The sequence below is a fragment of the Sphingomonas sp. genome, assembly GCF_019746665.1.
GTDB lineage: Bacteria > Pseudomonadota > Alphaproteobacteria > Sphingomonadales > Sphingomonadaceae > Sphingomonas.
The window spans coordinates 335,927-352,292 of sequence record NZ_JAIERS010000005.1 but is presented as its reverse complement, the minus strand read 5'-3'; the positions used below and the strand labels follow the sequence as shown (position 1 = coordinate 352,292).

Here is a 16,366-nt window from a genome sequence, read left to right as displayed (position 1 = left end):
TTAACCATGGATGTTAACCATGATCGCGATGTTCCTGGCCGTGCCTCATCGACCCAAGCTCGCAGCGGCGCTCGCCGCGCGCGGGTTGGTGGCTGGCGACGAGCCAAGCGTCGGCGACGGCGCCAGGCTTGGCTGGGTCGCGCCCGGAAACGATCCCGATGCCGTGCTCGCCGCACTCGGCGCCGGCCCGCCGCGCGCGCTGCTGATCGCGGGCGACGAGCATGACCAGATCGCCGCGCTCGACGCGGGCGCCGACGCGGTGTTCGGCGCCGAGCAAAGCGACGCGCTGATCGCCGCGCAGCTTGCGGCCCTGGTCGAGCGCCACCGCCAGCCCCGCCAGACGATCGGCGAATTGGTGATCGATCCGGTCGAGCGCCGGGTGTGGCGCGCCGGGCATCCCATCGAGCTGCTGCCGCGTGAGTATCGCCTGCTGACCGAACTCGCACGCTGCCCCGGGGTCGCGGTGTCGCGCCAGCAACTGCTCGAACGGGTGTGCGGATTGACCTTCGATCCGGGCACCAACGTGCTCGAAGTCCATGTCAGCCGGTTGCGCGCGAAGCTCGATCGCGGCTTCGCGGTGCCGCTGGTGCGCACCACCAAGGGCCGCGGCTATAGCCTCGCCGCCGAGATTGAACCGGTGCGCGCGAGCGGCTAGCCTTTCCCGAAAAGGGGAGAGGAAGGATGCACCCCAGCGTCCACGCACAGCGTACGCCCGACAAGGCCGCGCTCATCGTCGCCGAAACCGGCGAAAGCTGGAGCTATGCCGAGCTGGAGGCGCGCTCCAACCGCGCCGCGCACCTGTTCCGCGCGGCGGGGCTGGCGATCGGCGATACCGTCGCGATCTTCTGCGACAACCGCGCCGAATTTTACGAGCTGGTGTGGGGGGCGCAGCGTGCCGGGCTGATCTATGTCTGCGTGCCGGCGAAGCTCACCGCCCCCGAGGTCGCTTACATCGTGAACGATTCGGGCGCGAAGCTGCTGGTCGCCTCGGCCGCGCTCGGGGAGGTGGCGGCGGCGCTGCCCGGGCTTCTGCCGGGCGTTCAGCGCTATCTGCTCGACGGCGAATTGCCCGGCTGGAGCGGGTGGGAGGCGGCGACCGCGCCGCTCCCCGCCACCCCGATCGCCGATGAACGCGCCGGCATCGACATGCTCTACAGCTCGGGCACCACCGGGCGGCCCAAGGGGGTGCGCGTCGCGCTCCCCGAAGTCGCCGAACTCGCCGCGCCCAATGTGCTGATGATGCTCGCCCAGGCGCTCTACAAACTGTCGGGCGAGAGCATCTATCTCTCCCCCGCCCCGCTCTATCACGCCGCGCCGCTGCGCTGGTCGATGACGGTGCAGCGCCTTGGCGGCACGGTGGTGATGATGCGGCATTTCGAGCCCGAGGCCGCGCTCGCCGCGATCGCGCGCTACGGCGTCACCGACAGCCAATGGGTGCCGACCCATTTCGTCCGCCTGCTCAAGCTGCCGGAGGCGGTGCGGACCGCCTATGACCTGTCGTCCCTGCGCACCGCGATCCATGCCGCCGCGCCCTGCCCGGTGCCGGTGAAGCGCGCGATGATCGATTGGTGGGGGCCGGTGCTGTACGAATATTATGCCGGCTCCGAGGGCAATGGCTTGACGACGATCGATTCCGCCCAGTGGCTCGCCCATCCCGGCTCGGTCGGCAAAGCGGCTTACGGCGTGCTCCACATCTGCGACGATGCGGGCGAGGAGGTGCCGCCGGGGACCGAGGGCCTCGTCTATTTCGAGGGTGGCGGCGTGTTCGAATATCACAACGACCCCGCCAAGACCGCCGAGGCCCGCCACCCCAAGGGCTGGACGACGCTCGGCGATATCGGCCGGCTGGACGAGGAAGGCTATCTCTACCTCACCGATCGCAAGAGCTTCATGATCATCTCGGGCGGGGTGAACATCTATCCGCAGGAGATCGAGAACCGGCTCGTCACCCATCCCAAGGTCGCCGATGTCGCGGTGATCGGCGCGCCCTGCCCCGATATGGGCGAGCGGGTGGTCGCGGTGGTGCAGCCGCTCGACATGGCCGAGGCCGGCCCCGCCCTCGCCGAGGAACTCGCCCGCTGGTGCCGCGCAGAACTTTCCGGGGTGAAGACCCCGCGTCAGTTCGATTTCACCGACGCCCTGCCCCGCGCACCCACCGGCAAGCTCTACAAGCGGCTGCTGCGCGATCGCTATTGGGGCAAGGAAAGCCGGATCGTTTGAACCCGCGCCGGCGGGGCACGGCTGGCGGCGGAGACCCCGTTGCACCGCGCCGCCGCCTCCGACACAACAGAGCGTACCCAATTGAAGGAACCACCGATGGAAGACCGCGTCCGCGTCACGCTCGCCGATCATGTCGCCGAGGTCCGGCTGTCCCGGCCCGAAAAGATGAACGCGCTCGATCCCGCGATGTTCGAAGCGATCGTCGCCGCCATCGCGCAGGTGCAGGCGATGGCGGGCGTGCGCTGCGTCGTGCTGGCGGGCGAGGGCCGCGCCTTTTGCGCGGGGCTCGACATGGCGAGCATGGCGACGGGCGGCTCGGGGATGGACCTGCATCACCGCCCCTATGGTAATGGCGCCAATCTGGTGCAGCAGGTCGCCTGGGGCTGGCGGACGCTGCCGGTGCCGGTGATCGCCGCCGTCCACGGCGTCGCGTTCGGGGGCGGGTTTCAGATCATGTCGGGCGCGGATGTTCGCATCGCCGCGCCGGGCACCCGCTTCGCCATCCGCGAGGCGCATTGGGGGCTGATCCCCGACATGGCCGGCCCGACCCTGTGGCGCACGTTGGTGCGCGACGATATCCTCCGCGAGCTGACCTATACCGCGCGCGAGTTCGATGCCGATGAGGCCGCGCGGCTGGGCTTCGTCAGCCATGTCCACGATCACCCGCTCGACGCGGCGCACGAGCTGGCGCGGGCGATCGCCGCGCGCAATCCGGAGGCGACGCGGGCGGCCAAGGCGCTCTACAACCAGGTGCCCGACGCGAGCGATGCCGAGATTCTGGTCGCCGAGAGCGAGCTGCAGCTGAAGGTGATCCGCCAGCCCAACCAGATCGAGGCGGTGCGCGCGAACATGGAGAAACGCACGCCGGTGTTTCAGGACTGAGGGGCGCAGACTTTACCCACCTCTCCCTTCCCCGGCGCAGGCCGGGGCCCAGCATCACGCCCGCTGCTCGTGAGGCCCTGCAATCCGGGCGGCAGCGCGACTGGGCCCCGGCCTTCGCCGGGGAAGGGGTATTGGGGGTAAGCGCAAGCCGTTGAAAGACGAAAACCGGCGCGGAAAAGGACTCAGTCCCCCTCGCGCACCCGCCAGCCTTCCAGCGCGGCGCGAAACGCCTCGGGAATAGCGCTCGCCCCGTCGGCCGCGCTCAGTACCAGCACCACGTCACAGGTGCCGATGCACACACCGCCCTGGAACGCCGCCGACAGAATCTGCCAGCTGCGCGTGCCGACCGTGCCGATCCCGCTCGAAATCGTCACGTCCTGCGGGAAATTGCCCTCGGCGAGGTAGTTGATCACCACTTGCGCGACCAGCCAGCGATGCCCCGGCCAGCGCGCGAGCCCCGCCGCCTGATTGAACCGCACCCGCCCGCTTTCGAACAGCGCGGCGAAGGCCACATTGTTGATATGGCCCAGCACGTCCAGATCCTGAAACCGCGTCTGGATCGCCTCATGATGCGGATAGGCGCCCGGCTCCAGGCGCCACGCCGGGGGGCGTGCCACGCCTACAGCCCGGATGTGAACATGTCGCGCTTGCCGAGCGCCACGCCGTGCGCGCGTAAAATCGCATAGGCCATCGAGACGTGGAAATAGAGGTTGGTCGTCGCGAAATTCGCCAGCCAGCGCGCGGCGGGGAGCGTCGGCTCCATGAAGTCGCCGATCTTGAAGGTGATCGGCGCATCGTCCCGCCCCGCGAACTGTTCGGGCGTGAGCGCGGCGAGCCGATCCTTGGCGCTGCCGATCGCGGCGCGGTAGCCGGCGAGATCGAGCTCGGCGCTGATGCTTTCAGGCGGCGTCTGCCCGGCGACGCGCGCCGGCCAGCCTTGCGCGAAGCTGGTCGCGACCGCGAACTGGAAGGACAGCGGGTGCATATCCTCGGCCAACCGCCAGCCGAGTACTTCGGTCTCGCCGATGCCGCGCTCGGCGGCGGTGGCGGCGGCCTTTTCAACCAGATGCGCCAGCGTGTCGAGCTGGCGGCGGTAGAGATCGACAAAATCATAAAGCGCGAAAGTCATGAACAGCTCCACGGCTAGGGGGACGGGCGGGCAGCACGGCGCTCCCCGCCCCGCCTGCGATCAGCGCGGCGCCATGCGGATCGCGCCGTCCAGGCGGACATCCTCGCCGTTGAAATAGCTGTTCTCGATCATCGTCAGCGCGAGATGCGCATATTCCGCCGGCAGGCCGAGCCGCTTGGGGAAAGGCACCGAGGCGGCAAGCGCTTCCTTCACCGCCGGGGGCGCGGCGTTCATCAGCGGGGTGTTGAAGATGCCGGGCAGGATCGTGTTCACCCGCACGCCCTCGCTCATCAGATCGCGCGCGATGGGGAGCGTCATGCCGACGACCCCGCCCTTCGACGCCGAATAGGCCGCCTGGCCGATCTGGCCATCCTCGGCGGCGACGCTCGCGGTCATCACGATCGCGCCGCGCTCGCCATCTTCCATGGGATCGAGGCTCAGCATTCCGGCGGCGGACTTGGCCACGCAGCGGAAGGTGCCCACCAGGTTGATCTGGATCAGCCAGTTGAACGCCTCGAGCGGGAAATGCTTGATGCTGCCATCTTCCTTGGAGCGGCTCGCGGTCTTCACCGCATTGCCGGTGCCGGCGCAGGCGACTAGGATACGCTCCTGCCCATGCGCGGCGCGGGCCTTGGCGAAGCCGGCGTCAACCGACTCGTCGCTCGTCACATTCACTTCGCAGAACACGCCGCCGATCTCGGCCGCGACCTTCTCGCCTTTTTCCGCCTGCAGATCGAAGATCGCGACCTTCACGCCCTTGGCGGCAAGCGTCCGCGCGGTCGCTTCGCCAAGGCCGGAGGCGCCGCCGGTGACGACCGCGGCGATGGTTGAGTCGAGTTTCATTGGTTCGGTTTCCTTTGGCTGATGTTTTTTTGGTTCACGCGGAGACGCGGAGGCGCGGAGAGGAAGAAAGTGTTTTCTCACACAAAGACACGAAGACGCAAAGCAAGAGCGGTGGCACCACGCCCATAATCTGCGCCGTAGGCGCTTTCATTACAGGCTTGAAAGCGCTTAGCGCGGATGGTGGCGATGCCGCTCCTGTACCTCTTCTACTCCGCGCCTTCGCGCCTCCGCGTGAACCCAATACTTCTTCTGCCCTACGCCGTCCCGCCTCACACCCGTTCGATGATCGTCACATTGGCGACGCCGCCGCCCTCGCACATCGTCTGCAGGCCATAGCGCCCGCCGCGCGCGTGGAGCGCGTGGAGCAAGGTCGCCATCAGCTTGGTGCCCGACGCACCCAAGGGATGCCCGAGCGCGATCGCGCCGCCATTCACGTTCAGCCGCGCGTGATCGGCGCCGTGATGCTTCATCCACGCCATCGGCACCGGGGCGAACGCCTCGTTCACCTCATAGAGGTCGATATCGTCGATCTTCAGCCCGGCGCGCGCCAGCGCCTTGTCGGTCGCGAACAGCGGTTCCTCGAGCATGATCACCGGATCGCCGCCGGTCACCGTCAGGTTCACGATCCGCGCGCGCGGGGTGAGGTTGTAGCGCTTCAGCGCCTCCTCGCTCACGATCAGCGCGGCGGAGGCGCCGTCGCAGATCTGGCTCGCGCTCGCGGCGCTGATCGTGCCGCCTTCCTGGAGCAGTTTCACCGAGCCGATGCCCTCGGGCGTCGCGTCGAAGCGGATACCCTCGTCGACATGGTGCCGCTCCGGCCCCTCGGGCGTGTCGATGTCGAGCACGATGATCTCGTCGTTGAACGCGCCCGCCTGGGTCGCGGCGGCGGCGCGGCGATGGCTTTCGAGCGCGAAGGCATCGAGCTGATCGCGGGTGAAGCCGTGCTTCTTGGCCATCATCTCCGCGCCCATGAACTGGCTGAACATGATGCCGGGATATTTCTCCTCCAGCCGCGGCGACTTATAATGGCCGAGCCCTTCCTTCATGAAGAGCGTGGCGGTGGTGCCCATGGGCACCCGCGTCATGCTCTCGACGCCGGCGGCGATCACCATGTCCTGCGTGCCGGACATCACCGCTTGCGCCGCGAACTGCATCGATTGCTGCGAGGAGCCGCATTGGCGGTCGATCGTCACCGCCGGCACCGAATCGGGCAGGTTGCGCGCGGCGAGCACCGCGTTGCGCCCCACCTGCCCCGCCTGCTGGCCGCCCTGCATCACGCAGCCCATGATCACATCGTCGATCGCGCCGCCCTCGACGCCGGTGCGCTCGACCAGCGCATCGAGCACGGCGGCCGCCATGTCGACCGGGTGCCAGCCCGCCAGCTTGCCGCCGCGCTTGCCGCCCGCGGTGCGTACCGCGTCCACGATATAGGCTTCCGCCATCGCATCCTCTCCTTAAGCTGATTGGCGCGCACCATTGCCCAAAGCGCCGCGATCGGCAAGGCTCGCGCCATACCGGGGGCTCGAAAAGGAGGGACGGATGCGCGTTTCGGAAGCGGTGGCGGCGCGGCGATCGGTGCGGGGCTTTCTCGATCGGCCGGTCGATCCGGCGCTGCTCGACCGGCTGGCGCGCGCCGCCGCGCGGGCGCCCTCGGGCGGCAATCTCCAGCCCTGGCATATCGACCTGCTGACCGGCGCGCCGCTCGACCGGCTGAAGGCGCTGATGGCCGAGCGGCTGGCGAGCGGCGCGCTGGAGGCGGCGGCCTATGACATCTACCCGCGCGAGCTGGGCGAGCCCCACAAGGCGCGGCGGTTCGAGGTCGGGGCCGCGCTGTACGCGGCGCTCGGCATCGGGCGCGGCGACCGCGACGCCCGGGCGGCGGAGTTTCGCCGCAACTTCGCCTTCTTCGGCGCGCCGGCGGCGCTATTCTGCTCGGTCGAACGGACGATGGGGCCGCCGCAGTGGAGCGATCTCGGCATGTATCTCCAGAGCTTCATGCTGCTCGCGCTCGAAGCCGGGCTCGCCACCTGCGCGCAGGAATGCTGGGCGCTGTACCCAGAAACGGTGGGCGGCTTCCTGGGGATGCCGGCCGGGCGGATGCTCTTTTGCGGGATGGCAATCGGCTATGAAGACCCCGACGCTCCCGCCAACGCGCTGCGGACCGCCCGCGCCGATGGCGCCGAATGGCTGCGGGTGATGGTCTAGGGGTCCAAAAGCATGAGGCCCCAGCTTGCGCCAGGGCCCCAAACTTCTTGATCAGGATGCTATGGCTTAGCCGCGCGCCTCGGCACGTGCCGGGCGGCGCGGGCCGCGACCGCCGGGGCGGCCGCCACCGGGCTGCGGGCGGTTGCGATCGCCACCGGGCGCGCCGGCGCCGTGCGGACGGCCGCGCGGCCCCTCGAAGCGTTGCTCGCCGCGCGGGCGGGCGGGGCCGCGATCGTCGCCGCGATGCTCGGGACGCGGACGCGCCGGGCCGCGATCGTCGGCGCGATAGTCCGGGCGTGCCCGGGCGGGGCCGCGATCATCCCCGCGATGTTCGGGGCGGGCACGGGCGGGGCCGCGGTCGTCCCCCCGATGGTCCGGGCGGGCACGGGCGGGGCTGCGATCGTCACCGCGATAGTCGGGACGCGCGCCGGCGGGGGCGCGATCGTCGAAGCGCGGCTCGGGCCGGGGGCGCATCGGCGCGCGCACCTCGCCGCCACGGGCCTCGTCCCCGAAACCGGGCCGACCGCGCCCGCCCTGGGCCGGACGTCCATGCGTCGGGCGCGCCTGATGCGTCGCGCGCGGCGGGCGCGGACCTTCGCGGCGCGGACGATCCTCGCGGATCGGCTCCTTGCCGATCACCTTGGCGCGCTCCGCCTTCAAGGCATTGGATTCGGCGATGAAATTCTCGGGCAGCGGCCGCACCGGCACGCGCTGGCGGGTCAGCTTCTCGATGTCGCGCAGATAGCTGCGCTCGTCCTCGGCGCAGAAGCTCACCGCGAGCCCGCTCGCCCCGGCGCGCGCGGTGCGGCCGATGCGGTGGACATATTGTTCAGCGACGTTCGGCAGCTCGAAATTGACGACGTGCGAGATCCCTGAAATGTCGATGCCCCGCGCGGCGATGTCGGTCGCGATCAGCACCTTCACCCGGCCCGACTTGAAATCGCCGAGCGCCCGCTCGCGCTGCGCCTGGCTCTTGTTGCCGTGGATCGCGTTCGAGGCGACGCCGTTCGCCGCCAGCAGCTTCACGACGCGATCGGCGCCATGCTTGGTACGGGTGAAGACGATCGCGCGCTCCACTTGCGGATCGCGCAACACGATGGTGAGCAGCGCCTGCTTCTCCGCCTGCTGGACGAAAATCACTTCCTGCTCGACGCGCTCCGCCGTGGTCGCGACCGGGGTCACCGAAACCGTCGCCGGATCGCTCAGGAACTTATCGGCCAGCTCGCGGATCGACTTGGGCATGGTCGCCGAGAAGAACAGGGTCTGGCGGTCGCGCGGCACGAGCTGAACGATGCGGCGCAGCGCATGGATGAAGCCCAGATCGAGCATCTGGTCGGCCTCATCGAGCACTAGAATCTCGATGTTACCGAGGTTGATCGCCGCCTGATCGACCAGATCGAGCAAGCGGCCCGGGGTGGCGACCAGAATGTCGACGCCCGGCGCCATGTTCGCCCGGTCGCGCCCAATCGAGGTGCCGCCGAACACCGTTTGGATCGAAAGCTTGGAGAAGCGCGCATAATCGCGCGCGCTCTGCGCGATCTGGCCGGCGAGCTCGCGGGTGGGGGCAAGCACCAGCATCCGGCAGCTGCGCGGGCGGCGTACGCCCTTGGCTTCGACCAGGCGCTGGATCGAGGGCAGCATGAACGCGGCGGTCTTGCCGGTGCCGGTCTGCGCGATGCCGAGCAGATCGCGACCTTCGAGCAGCGCCGGGATCGACTGCGCCTGGATGGGGGTGGGCTCGGCATAATTCTTCGCCGCGAGCGCGCGCACGAGCGGCTCGGCGAGGCCGAGGGTTGCGAAAGACATTGAAAACTTCCTCAAAAAACAAGCGCCAACGCGCCCGGATGCCGGGCGCGGCGACGGGGTGAACCCCCCGCGTGATTTGGGAAGCATAAAGTGTCGGCAGGCGCGCCGGGGCGGCTTATCCGCCCGATCACGCAGCGCAGCAAAAAGCCCGCGACGCCGGCGCAGATAGGGGGCGGGGGTGCGGAAGTCAATGCGAGGCCCCGGCGCCACCCGCCAATGGCCGCTGGGTCCGGGTCACTCAGTCGGGACGAGTGATTGAGTGACCCCTTGGCCGTCACCCCGGCCTTGAGCCGGGGTCCCGCTTTCCTACGCCAAAAGCTCAAACAGATCCTGCCACGCAGGGTTGGCTCGCTCGATCAACGCGAACTTCCACCCGCGTCGCCAACGCTTCAGCCGCTTCTCGTGGGCGATGGCGTCAACGATCGACGGCGCCCGGTCGGCCTAGACCAACCGATCAATCTCGTAGCGACGGCAGAAATCCGAACCATCCCCGCGCCGATGTTGATCAACACGCGCGGCCAAATCAGGGGTTACACCGACATACATGGTGCCCCGGTAGCGATCAGCCATGATATAAACCCAGCCGCCTTGCTCCTCCATCGGCGAGATGGAAGGGTAAGCGAGACCCCGGGTCAAGCCCCGGGGTGACGATCAGGAGATGTGTGCTGTTCTCCGTCATCCCGCCCTGAAGCCGTGGTTCCACGCCCCCTTGCCTCCCCGCGCCAACCGGGCATGATCGACGCCAAACAAACGGGGAGACAGGCTATGGATCGGCGCGAAATGCTCAAACTGGCGGCGCTCGGCGCGACCTTCGCGGTGCCGGGCGCGGCGCTCGCCGCGCAGGACGAGGCGCTCGCCAAGGCGGTCGCCGCCGGCCATGACGCGGCGATCAAGCGCCTGCGCGACTGGATCGCCCTCCCCACCATCGCCGCCGAAGGGCGCAACGTGAAGGAAGGCGCCGCTTACATGGCCGAGCTGGCGCGCGAGGCGGGCTTCCAGAAGGTCGAGATCGTGCCGACCGATGGCGTGCCCGGCGTGTTCGCGACGATGGACAACGGCGCCAAGAAAACGCTCGGCCTGTATTTCATGTATGATGTGAAGCAGTTCGATCCCGCCGAATGGTCCGCGCCCCCGCTCGAAGGCCGGATCGTCGAGCGCGCTGGCTTGGGCAAGGTGCTGATCGGGCGCGGGGCGGTGAACCAGAAAGGGCCGGAGTCGGTCGTGCTCGCCGCGCTCGCCGCTTACAAAGCCGCTGGGCGCAAGCCGCCGGTCAACCTGGTGCTGGTGTGCGAGGGCGAGGAGGAGATCGGCTCGCCGCACTTCCCGCAGATCGTCCGCCGGCCCGACATCGCCGCCGCGCTCAGGAAGAGCGTCGGGGTGGTGATCCCGAGCGCCTGGCAAGCTCCCGGCGACGGCGCCGCCGAAATCAATCTGGGCGCCAAGGGCATCATCGAGTGCGAACTGATCGCGACCGGCGAGCGCTGGGGGCGCGGGCCGGCCAAGGATCTCCACTCCTCGATGAAGGCGGTGGTCGACAGCCCCGCCTGGCATCTGGTCGAAGCGCTCCAGACGCTCGTCACCGCCGATGGCAACATGCCGGTGATCGACGGCTGGTTCGATCGCGTCCGCCCGCTCACCCCGCGCGAAAAGGCGCTGATCGCCGACAGTGCCGCCAAGCGCGACGAGGCGGTGATGAAACGGCAAATGGGGGTGCAGCACTTCATCGGCGATGCGCCGTTGCGCGAGACGCTCGAACGCCTCGCCGCGCAGCCGACGGTGAACATCGAGGGGCTGGTCGCGGGCTATACCGGCCCCGGCGGCAAGACCATCCTGCCGAGCCGCGCGGTCGCCAAGCTCGATTTCCGGCTGGTGCCGAACCAGACGCACGACGATTGCGTGGCCAAGTTGAAGGCGCATCTGGCGAAGCACGGTTTCGGCGACATCGAGGTGAAGGTGACCGGCGGTTACGACCCGACGGAAACCGACGAGAATTCGCCGCTGATCAAGGCCGAACTCGCGACTTACGCGCGCGCCGGGGTGAAGACCTCGGTTTATCCCCGGCTGGCGGGATCGTGGCCGGGCTATGTCTTCACCTCGGCGCCGATTTCGCTCGCGGCGGGGCAGTTCGGGTTCGGGCACGGCAATGGCGCCCACGCGCCCGACGAATATCTGCTGATCGACAGCAGCAACCCCAAGGTGCTCGGCTTCGACGGCGCGACCCTGGGCTTCATCGACTTCTTCGCGCAGATCGCGGCGATGGGGTGATGCCCGCCGGCTAGTTGTACATCGGCACCTTTTTGGCGAGCGGAGTTATCGCGGGCGCTTTACGCGCCTGCAATTCATCCCGATTTGCGCTATAATCATCGCGTCCCAAGGATATTGGACCATCTATATTGGTGGAGGCAGCGATGGACGCTGAATATCTAGTGACACGCGCTTTGTCGGCGACTGGCAAGAAAACGGTCTATAAATCGCCTGGCGTCGTCCCCGATCGTCGCGGCGAATGGCCGGAAAGCGCGGCGACCGATTGCTCCGGATTTATCTCATGGTGCCTGAAGATTTCGCGCAAGGTCGATCATCCGCTTTACAAGCAAGTGAATGGCGGCTGGTTCGAAACCACCGCCGTGTATCAGGACGTGATCAAGTCAGTTGGCTATTTCGATCAGCTGACCGCGCCGCGCCCCGGCGCGATCCTGGTCTATCCCGATTATCGCGATACCCAGAACCGGCTTCGCCAAGGCCATATCGGGATCGTTACGCAAACCAACGGCGCTGCGGGCATCGCCGGCGTGGACGCGGTCGTGCATTGCTCGGTTGGTAATTCGGCACAGGGCGACGCCGTGCAGGAGACACCGCCCACGCCGTGGCGCGCGCACGAAAAATCGGTGATCGGCTGGTATTATGATCTCCTGTGAACCGCGCGGAGCCGGGGCTCAGTAAAGCCCCGGCACCTCCCGCTGCGCGGGGCTCGGCTGGTCGGGTTGGAGCAGCTGGTTCTCGGGGAACAGCGTCGCGCTCGCCGATTGCGGCGTCGCGGTGCCGGCGCTCGCGGTGATCGCGGTGCAGCTTTGCCCATTGAACGTGCCGATCGCGGCCAGGATCGAAGCTTCCAGCGGATTGCCGAGTGGCGTGCTCAGATCGTCGCGCGCCTGGCAGCTGACCGCCACCTTGCTCGCCAGCCCGTCATAATAATCGCCCGAGCGCGCCGAGTTCTGCGATTGGAAGGCGACCACCCGCAACCGATCGTCACACGCCGCGCGATCGAGCGCGATCTGCCCGACCGGCTTGCCGAAGGTGTTGCTCCCCACCAGCGCCAGGCGATTGCCGAAGTAAGGGATCATCGCGTTGATCACCTCTTCGCTCGCCGAGGCGGTGCTGCCGGTGGTGATGAAGGCGAGCCGCGTTGGCGACACCGATTCGGGCTGCGGCTGGAAATTGCGCTGGGTGTTGTTTGACGCTTTTTCGGGGCGGAACACGGTGTAGCCCTGCACATCGGAGGTCGAGCGGTTCCCCCCGAGCAAGTCGCCCAGCAGCTCGCCAACGCTCACCAGCCCCCCGCCATTGTAGCGCAGATCGACGATCACGTTGGTGATGCCGGCCGCCCGAAAACGGGCGATCGCGTCGCGCAACTGCTGGCTGGCGGTGCTGACGATGAACGTGCGCAGGTTGAGATAGCCATATTGCTGGCCGTTATTGTTCAGGATCAGCCCGCCATAACGCGGCGAGACCGGAATCAGGCTGAAGTCGCTCTTGGTCACCGCGATATCGCGCTGGCCGCTCGCGTCGCGCACCCGCAGCACCCGGAGCGTGCCGGCGGTGTTGGGGCCGAGCGCATCGTTCAGCGCCTGGGTGCCGCCCGCCGCGATCAGGCTCGACACGGTCTGCACGGTCGAGGTCGAGGTGCCGATGCCGACGATCTCGGCGCCGCGATCGATGCCGGCGGTGAGCGCGGGCGCGCCCTCGAACGATTCGGCGACGAGCAGCCGGTTGGCGGCATCGAGCGTCAGGCGGAAGCCGAAGCCCGCGCTGGCGCCCGAATTGATCAGCGCATTCTCCTGCGCGATCGAGGTGATGTAGGTGAAGAAGCGGTCGCGCCGCTGGCTTCGCGCGGTGGCGGTGAGGGAATCGAGGAAATCGCTGACATTGCTGAACGCCGCCGGATTGGGGCTGGCGGGCAATGTTTCCGGGAACAGATACCATTCGCGCAGCTGGGCGAGCACCCAATCCTGGCGCTCGCGCACGGTGCAGCCGGTGGTCGTGGTCGTCGTCGTGCCGCCGGTGGTGGTGCCGGTGGTCGTGGTGGTCGTGGTGCTGCCCCCGCTCCCACCGCTATCCGAACCGCACCCCGAAACAAGCGACAGCGCGACGAGCGCCGCCGTTACTTTCCCGCCAAACCGCATTACTTGCCGCTCCTACCCGAGCGACCGACTCCCCTCAGCGCTCGTAAGCCTTTGGTAGCGCCCCTTCTTGCGGCTGGCGATAGCGTTTCAGCAGTTCCGCCTGGCGGGTGCCAAGCGGTTGCTTGACGCCGTCGATGAACACGCTTTCGGCCGCGCTATCGAGTTCGAGCGGATCGCCCGACCAGATCACCACATCGCCGCGCCGCCCGGGCTTCAACGTGCCCAGCTCGCCGCCCAGCCCGATCGCCTCGGCCGCGCCGCCGGTGATGCTGGCGAAGGCCGCGTCCCAGCTCAGCCCGCTGGCGCCCGGCACCTTGGTGAGCGCGACCAGATTGCCAGCATATTGCTTTTCGTACCGCGCCTGGCGGGCATCGTTATCGTTGATGATGCCGAGCCCGACCTGCACGCCCGCCGCCTTCATCCGCCCGACATTGCTCTGCGTGGCGGCGAGCATCTCGAAGCTTTCGGGCAGATCGTTGAGCGCGGAGGCGAGTACCGGAATCTTGGCGGCGGCGAGTTCGCGCGCGACCACCCAGCCCTCGCTCGCGCCGACGAACACCAGCCGCAGCGCGGGATAATCGGCCTTGAGCGCGATCAGCGCACGCATGTCCGACGCGCGTTCGACATGGACGAGGAGCGGCACGCGGCCGTTCACCACCGGCTCGAGCGCGGCGGCGTCGGCGCGGTTGACGAGCACGTCGCGCCCCTGATCGAGATAGGCGCCCGGCGCCTTCGCATAGGCGCGCGCGGCCTTCAGCGCGTCACGCAGGGCGACCATCGCCGCCGGCCGGCTGCCGCCCGCGACTTGCGCGCCGGTTTCGCCATATTCCAGGAACTGGAAGGCGCGCGGCACCGTCACCGAATTTTCGTCGGCGCCGAGATCAATGATCGCCCCCTGCCCCGCGAAGATCGAGCCGCGCGTGGCCGGCGCGACCACGGCGCGGGTGATCCCCTCGGCGCGGTTGAGCGCGATCGCGCTGGTCTTGGGGTTGATCGCGGGGGCGACGTCGATCGCCGCGTGGAACGGGGAATTGCCGGCGGCGGCGTCGTTGGTCTCATCGACGCCATCGACCTCGACGATGCCCATGCGCGTGAAGCCGGCGACGATCCCCGGCGTCACATAGCGCCCGCCGGCGTCGATCACCTCCACCCCCGCTGGCGCGGCGACACCCTTGCCGGCGGCGACGACCTTGCCGCCCTGGATCACGACGGTCGCCCCGTCGACCGGGGCCGAGCCGTCACCCACCACCAGCTTGGCGTTGGTGATCGCGACGCTCTGCGCGGCGCAAGGGGTGGCGAGAACGAGGGTGGCGGGCGCGAGCGCCGCGGTGCCGATCAGCCAGCGGATCATTTCACGTCTCCCGAACCGGGTTGGCCAAGCTCGAAATCGGACACGGGCCGCAGCCTTGGATTGTTCATGTCGTAGAGCAAGGCGCCGTCGATCCACACCTTTTCGGGGCGGGCATAGACGCTGAACGGATTGCCGTTCCACAGCACCACATCGGCCATCTTGCCGGGCTTGAGGCTCCCGGTCTTGTCGGCGATGCCCAATGCCTTGGCGGGGTTATAGGTGAGCCAGGTCCAGGCGGTCGCGTCGCTGATCGTGAACCCCGCGCGCCGCCCCGCCGCGAGCGCCTTGGCGACTTCCTGGTTAAGGCGCTGGATGCCGTTCGCGTCGTCCGAATGGATCATCGCGCAGGCGCCGCTGTTCTGCAGGATCGGCAGATTCTCGCTGATCGCGTCATAGGACTCCATCTTGAAGCCCCACCAATCGGCCCACACCGCCGCGCAAGTGTCGTTCGCCTTCAGCAGATCGGCGATCTTGTACGCCTCCACCCCGTGGTGGAACGCGGAGACGTGGTAGCCGAACTCCTTCGCCATATCGAGCACGATGCCCATTTCATCGGCGCGGTAGCAGTGGTTCTGCACCAGGATTTCGCCGGCGAGCACGCCGCGCAGCGTGTCCATCGCGATGTCGCGCGACGGGGGATCGCCGCCATCCTTTTCATATTTGTCCCAGCGGCGCTTATACTCGGCCGCGCGCGCCCAGGTCGCGCGATCGACCGCGATATTGCCCATCCGGGTCGAAGGCTGGCGGCCCTTGCTGCCATAGACGCGCTTCGGGTTCTCGCCGCACGCCATCTTCAGGCCATAGGGGGCGCCGGGGAACTTCATGCCCTGCACGGTGCGGGCATAGACGTTCTTCAGCACCACCGATCGCCCGCCGAACAGGTTGGCGGAGCCCGGCAGCACCTGCAGCGTCGTGACGCCGCCATTGGCGAGCGCGCGGCTGAAGCCCGGGTCTTGCGGCCACACGCTGTGTTCGGCCCACACATCGGCGGTGACCGGGCCGGTCGCCTCGTTGCCGTCCGAATTGGCCTGCACCCCCGGCGAGGGATAGTCCCCCAGATGGCTGTGGATGTCGATGATGCCGGGCGTCACCACCTTGCCCGCGCCGTCGATCACCGTCGCGCCGGCGGGGGCCTGAACGCTCGCACCGATCGCGACGATCTTGCCATCGGCGAACAGGATTTGCCCGCGATCGATCTTGCCGCCCTCGCCATCGAAAATGGTGACGTTGGTGACGAGCGTCGGGACGCCGGGATAGGGCTTGTAGGTGGAGGGGTAGGGATCGTGATTATAGGTCTTGCCCGGCTGCTTGGGCGGGGCGGCGTTGGCGCTCGATTGCGGCTTGGCGTCGCTGGTCGCGCATCCGGCGAGGCCCAAGGCGATGGCCAGCCCGCTCGCCAGCCCGATCCGCATGCCCATCGACAGCCCCCTTCGCAGTTTGATCGCATGTTTCTTTCGGGTCGCCGCGATGGTGTCAAGAGCGGTGGACGGTCGGGAGCGTAACGTTCAGCTTCGGGAGGAGGGGAAAAGA

At 68.1% G+C, this 16,366-nt stretch carries 13 protein-coding genes and 2 pseudogenes; 6 read left to right on the top strand and 9 right to left on the bottom strand.

Going from position 1 to position 16,366, the window contains the following annotated elements:
* Positions 1-19 precede the first annotated feature (19 nt).
* From K2X73_RS04550 to K2X73_RS04540, 3 genes are all read left to right on the top strand, one after another.
* Entirely contained in the window at positions 20-655 is a 636-nt protein-coding gene (locus K2X73_RS04550; protein WP_294108919.1) for a winged helix-turn-helix domain-containing protein, read from the top strand.
* A gap of 26 nt (positions 656-681) precedes the next feature.
* Complete coding sequence (locus tag K2X73_RS04545; protein ID WP_294108918.1) at positions 682-2,220, top strand: acyl-CoA synthetase; 1,539 nt, start codon at positions 682-684, stop codon at positions 2,218-2,220.
* Positions 2,221-2,316: 96 nt separating this feature from the next.
* Positions 2,317-3,102, top strand: coding sequence for a crotonase/enoyl-CoA hydratase family protein (locus tag K2X73_RS04540; protein ID WP_294108917.1), 786 nt, complete (start codon positions 2,317-2,319; stop codon positions 3,100-3,102).
* A 182-nt stretch (positions 3,103-3,284) separates the two neighbouring features.
* On the opposite strand, the gene K2X73_RS04535 is transcribed toward K2X73_RS04540, so the two are convergent.
* The 4 genes from K2X73_RS04535 to K2X73_RS04520 form a co-directional block, all read right to left on the bottom strand.
* Entirely contained in the window at positions 3,285-3,719 is a 435-nt protein-coding gene (locus K2X73_RS04535; RefSeq protein WP_294108916.1) for an acyl-CoA thioesterase, read from the bottom strand.
* Between the two features lie 2 nt (positions 3,720-3,721).
* Entirely contained in the window at positions 3,722-4,231 is a 510-nt protein-coding gene (locus K2X73_RS04530; protein ID WP_294108915.1) for a DUF1993 domain-containing protein, read from the bottom strand.
* A 60-nt stretch (positions 4,232-4,291) separates the two neighbouring features.
* Positions 4,292-5,074: an SDR family NAD(P)-dependent oxidoreductase gene (locus K2X73_RS04525; protein WP_294108914.1), complete on the bottom strand. Its 783-nt coding sequence runs from the start codon at positions 5,072-5,074 to the stop codon at positions 4,292-4,294.
* Between the two features lie 269 nt (positions 5,075-5,343).
* On the bottom strand, positions 5,344-6,516 hold the full coding sequence (locus tag K2X73_RS04520) for an acetyl-CoA C-acetyltransferase (RefSeq protein ID WP_294108913.1): 1,173 nt from the start codon (positions 6,514-6,516) through the stop codon (positions 5,344-5,346).
* A 97-nt stretch (positions 6,517-6,613) separates the two neighbouring features.
* Here K2X73_RS04520 and K2X73_RS04515 point away from each other — a divergent pair, with 97 nt between their 5' ends.
* Entirely contained in the window at positions 6,614-7,279 is a 666-nt protein-coding gene (locus K2X73_RS04515; RefSeq protein WP_294108912.1) for a nitroreductase, read from the top strand.
* Between the two features lie 567 nt (positions 7,280-7,846).
* Here K2X73_RS04515 and K2X73_RS04510 read toward each other — a convergent pair.
* Both K2X73_RS04510 and K2X73_RS04505 read right to left on the bottom strand, forming a co-directional pair.
* A pseudogene (locus K2X73_RS04510) lies at positions 7,847-9,085 on the bottom strand (DEAD/DEAH box helicase); the annotation flags it as partial.
* 306 nt (positions 9,086-9,391) lie between these two features.
* Positions 9,392-9,685: pseudogene (locus K2X73_RS04505) on the bottom strand (GIY-YIG nuclease family protein).
* Between the two features lie 165 nt (positions 9,686-9,850).
* On the opposite strand from K2X73_RS04505, the gene K2X73_RS04500 reads away from it, so the two are divergent.
* Positions 9,851-11,350 (top strand): M20/M25/M40 family metallo-hydrolase, encoded by a 1,500-nt coding sequence (locus tag K2X73_RS04500; RefSeq protein ID WP_294108911.1) that lies wholly within the window; start codon positions 9,851-9,853, stop codon positions 11,348-11,350.
* Between the two features lie 143 nt (positions 11,351-11,493).
* Positions 11,494-12,000 (top strand): CHAP domain-containing protein, encoded by a 507-nt coding sequence (locus K2X73_RS04495; RefSeq protein WP_294108910.1) that lies wholly within the window; start codon positions 11,494-11,496, stop codon positions 11,998-12,000.
* A gap of 18 nt (positions 12,001-12,018) precedes the next feature.
* On the opposite strand, the gene K2X73_RS04490 is transcribed toward K2X73_RS04495, so the two are convergent.
* From K2X73_RS04490 to K2X73_RS04480, 3 genes are read right to left on the bottom strand one after another with little or no spacing between them, the layout of a single operon-like run.
* On the bottom strand, positions 12,019-13,485 hold the full coding sequence (locus K2X73_RS04490) for a S41 family peptidase (RefSeq protein ID WP_294108909.1): 1,467 nt from the start codon (positions 13,483-13,485) through the stop codon (positions 12,019-12,021).
* 34 nt (positions 13,486-13,519) lie between these two features.
* A complete protein-coding gene (locus tag K2X73_RS04485; RefSeq protein ID WP_294108908.1) occupies positions 13,520-14,836 on the bottom strand; it encodes an amidohydrolase family protein in 1,317 nt (438 codons plus the stop codon).
* A complete protein-coding gene (locus K2X73_RS04480) occupies positions 14,833-16,248 on the bottom strand; it encodes an amidohydrolase (RefSeq protein WP_294108998.1) in 1,416 nt (471 codons plus the stop codon). Before K2X73_RS04480 ends, K2X73_RS04485 begins: the two co-directional genes overlap by 4 nt.
* Between the last annotated feature and the right edge of the window lie 118 nt (positions 16,249-16,366).

What these genes read in the sequence shown, in the direction of transcription:
- K2X73_RS04540 (WP_294108917.1), top strand. Translation starts at nt 2,317, where the DNA reads ATGGAAGACCGCGTCCGCGTCACGCTCGCCGATCATGTCGCCGAGGTC.
- K2X73_RS04485 (WP_294108908.1), bottom strand. Translation starts at nt 14,836, where the DNA reads ATGATCCGCTGGCTGATCGGCACCGCGGCGCTCGCGCCCGCCACCCTC.
- K2X73_RS04515 (WP_294108912.1), top strand. Translation starts at nt 6,614, where the DNA reads ATGCGCGTTTCGGAAGCGGTGGCGGCGCGGCGATCGGTGCGGGGCTTT.
- K2X73_RS04530 (WP_294108915.1), bottom strand. Translation starts at nt 4,231, where the DNA reads ATGACTTTCGCGCTTTATGATTTTGTCGATCTCTACCGCCGCCAGCTC.
- K2X73_RS04520 (WP_294108913.1), bottom strand. Translation starts at nt 6,516, where the DNA reads ATGGCGGAAGCCTATATCGTGGACGCGGTACGCACCGCGGGCGGCAAG.
- K2X73_RS04490 (WP_294108909.1), bottom strand. Translation starts at nt 13,485, where the DNA reads ATGCGGTTTGGCGGGAAAGTAACGGCGGCGCTCGTCGCGCTGTCGCTT.
- K2X73_RS04495 (WP_294108910.1), top strand. Translation starts at nt 11,494, where the DNA reads ATGGACGCTGAATATCTAGTGACACGCGCTTTGTCGGCGACTGGCAAG.
- K2X73_RS04500 (WP_294108911.1), top strand. Translation starts at nt 9,851, where the DNA reads ATGGATCGGCGCGAAATGCTCAAACTGGCGGCGCTCGGCGCGACCTTC.
- K2X73_RS04545 (WP_294108918.1), top strand. Translation starts at nt 682, where the DNA reads ATGCACCCCAGCGTCCACGCACAGCGTACGCCCGACAAGGCCGCGCTC.
- K2X73_RS04550 (WP_294108919.1), top strand. Translation starts at nt 20, where the DNA reads ATGATCGCGATGTTCCTGGCCGTGCCTCATCGACCCAAGCTCGCAGCG.
- K2X73_RS04480 (WP_294108998.1), bottom strand. Translation starts at nt 16,248, where the DNA reads ATGCGGATCGGGCTGGCGAGCGGGCTGGCCATCGCCTTGGGCCTCGCC.
- K2X73_RS04525 (WP_294108914.1), bottom strand. Translation starts at nt 5,074, where the DNA reads ATGAAACTCGACTCAACCATCGCCGCGGTCGTCACCGGCGGCGCCTCC.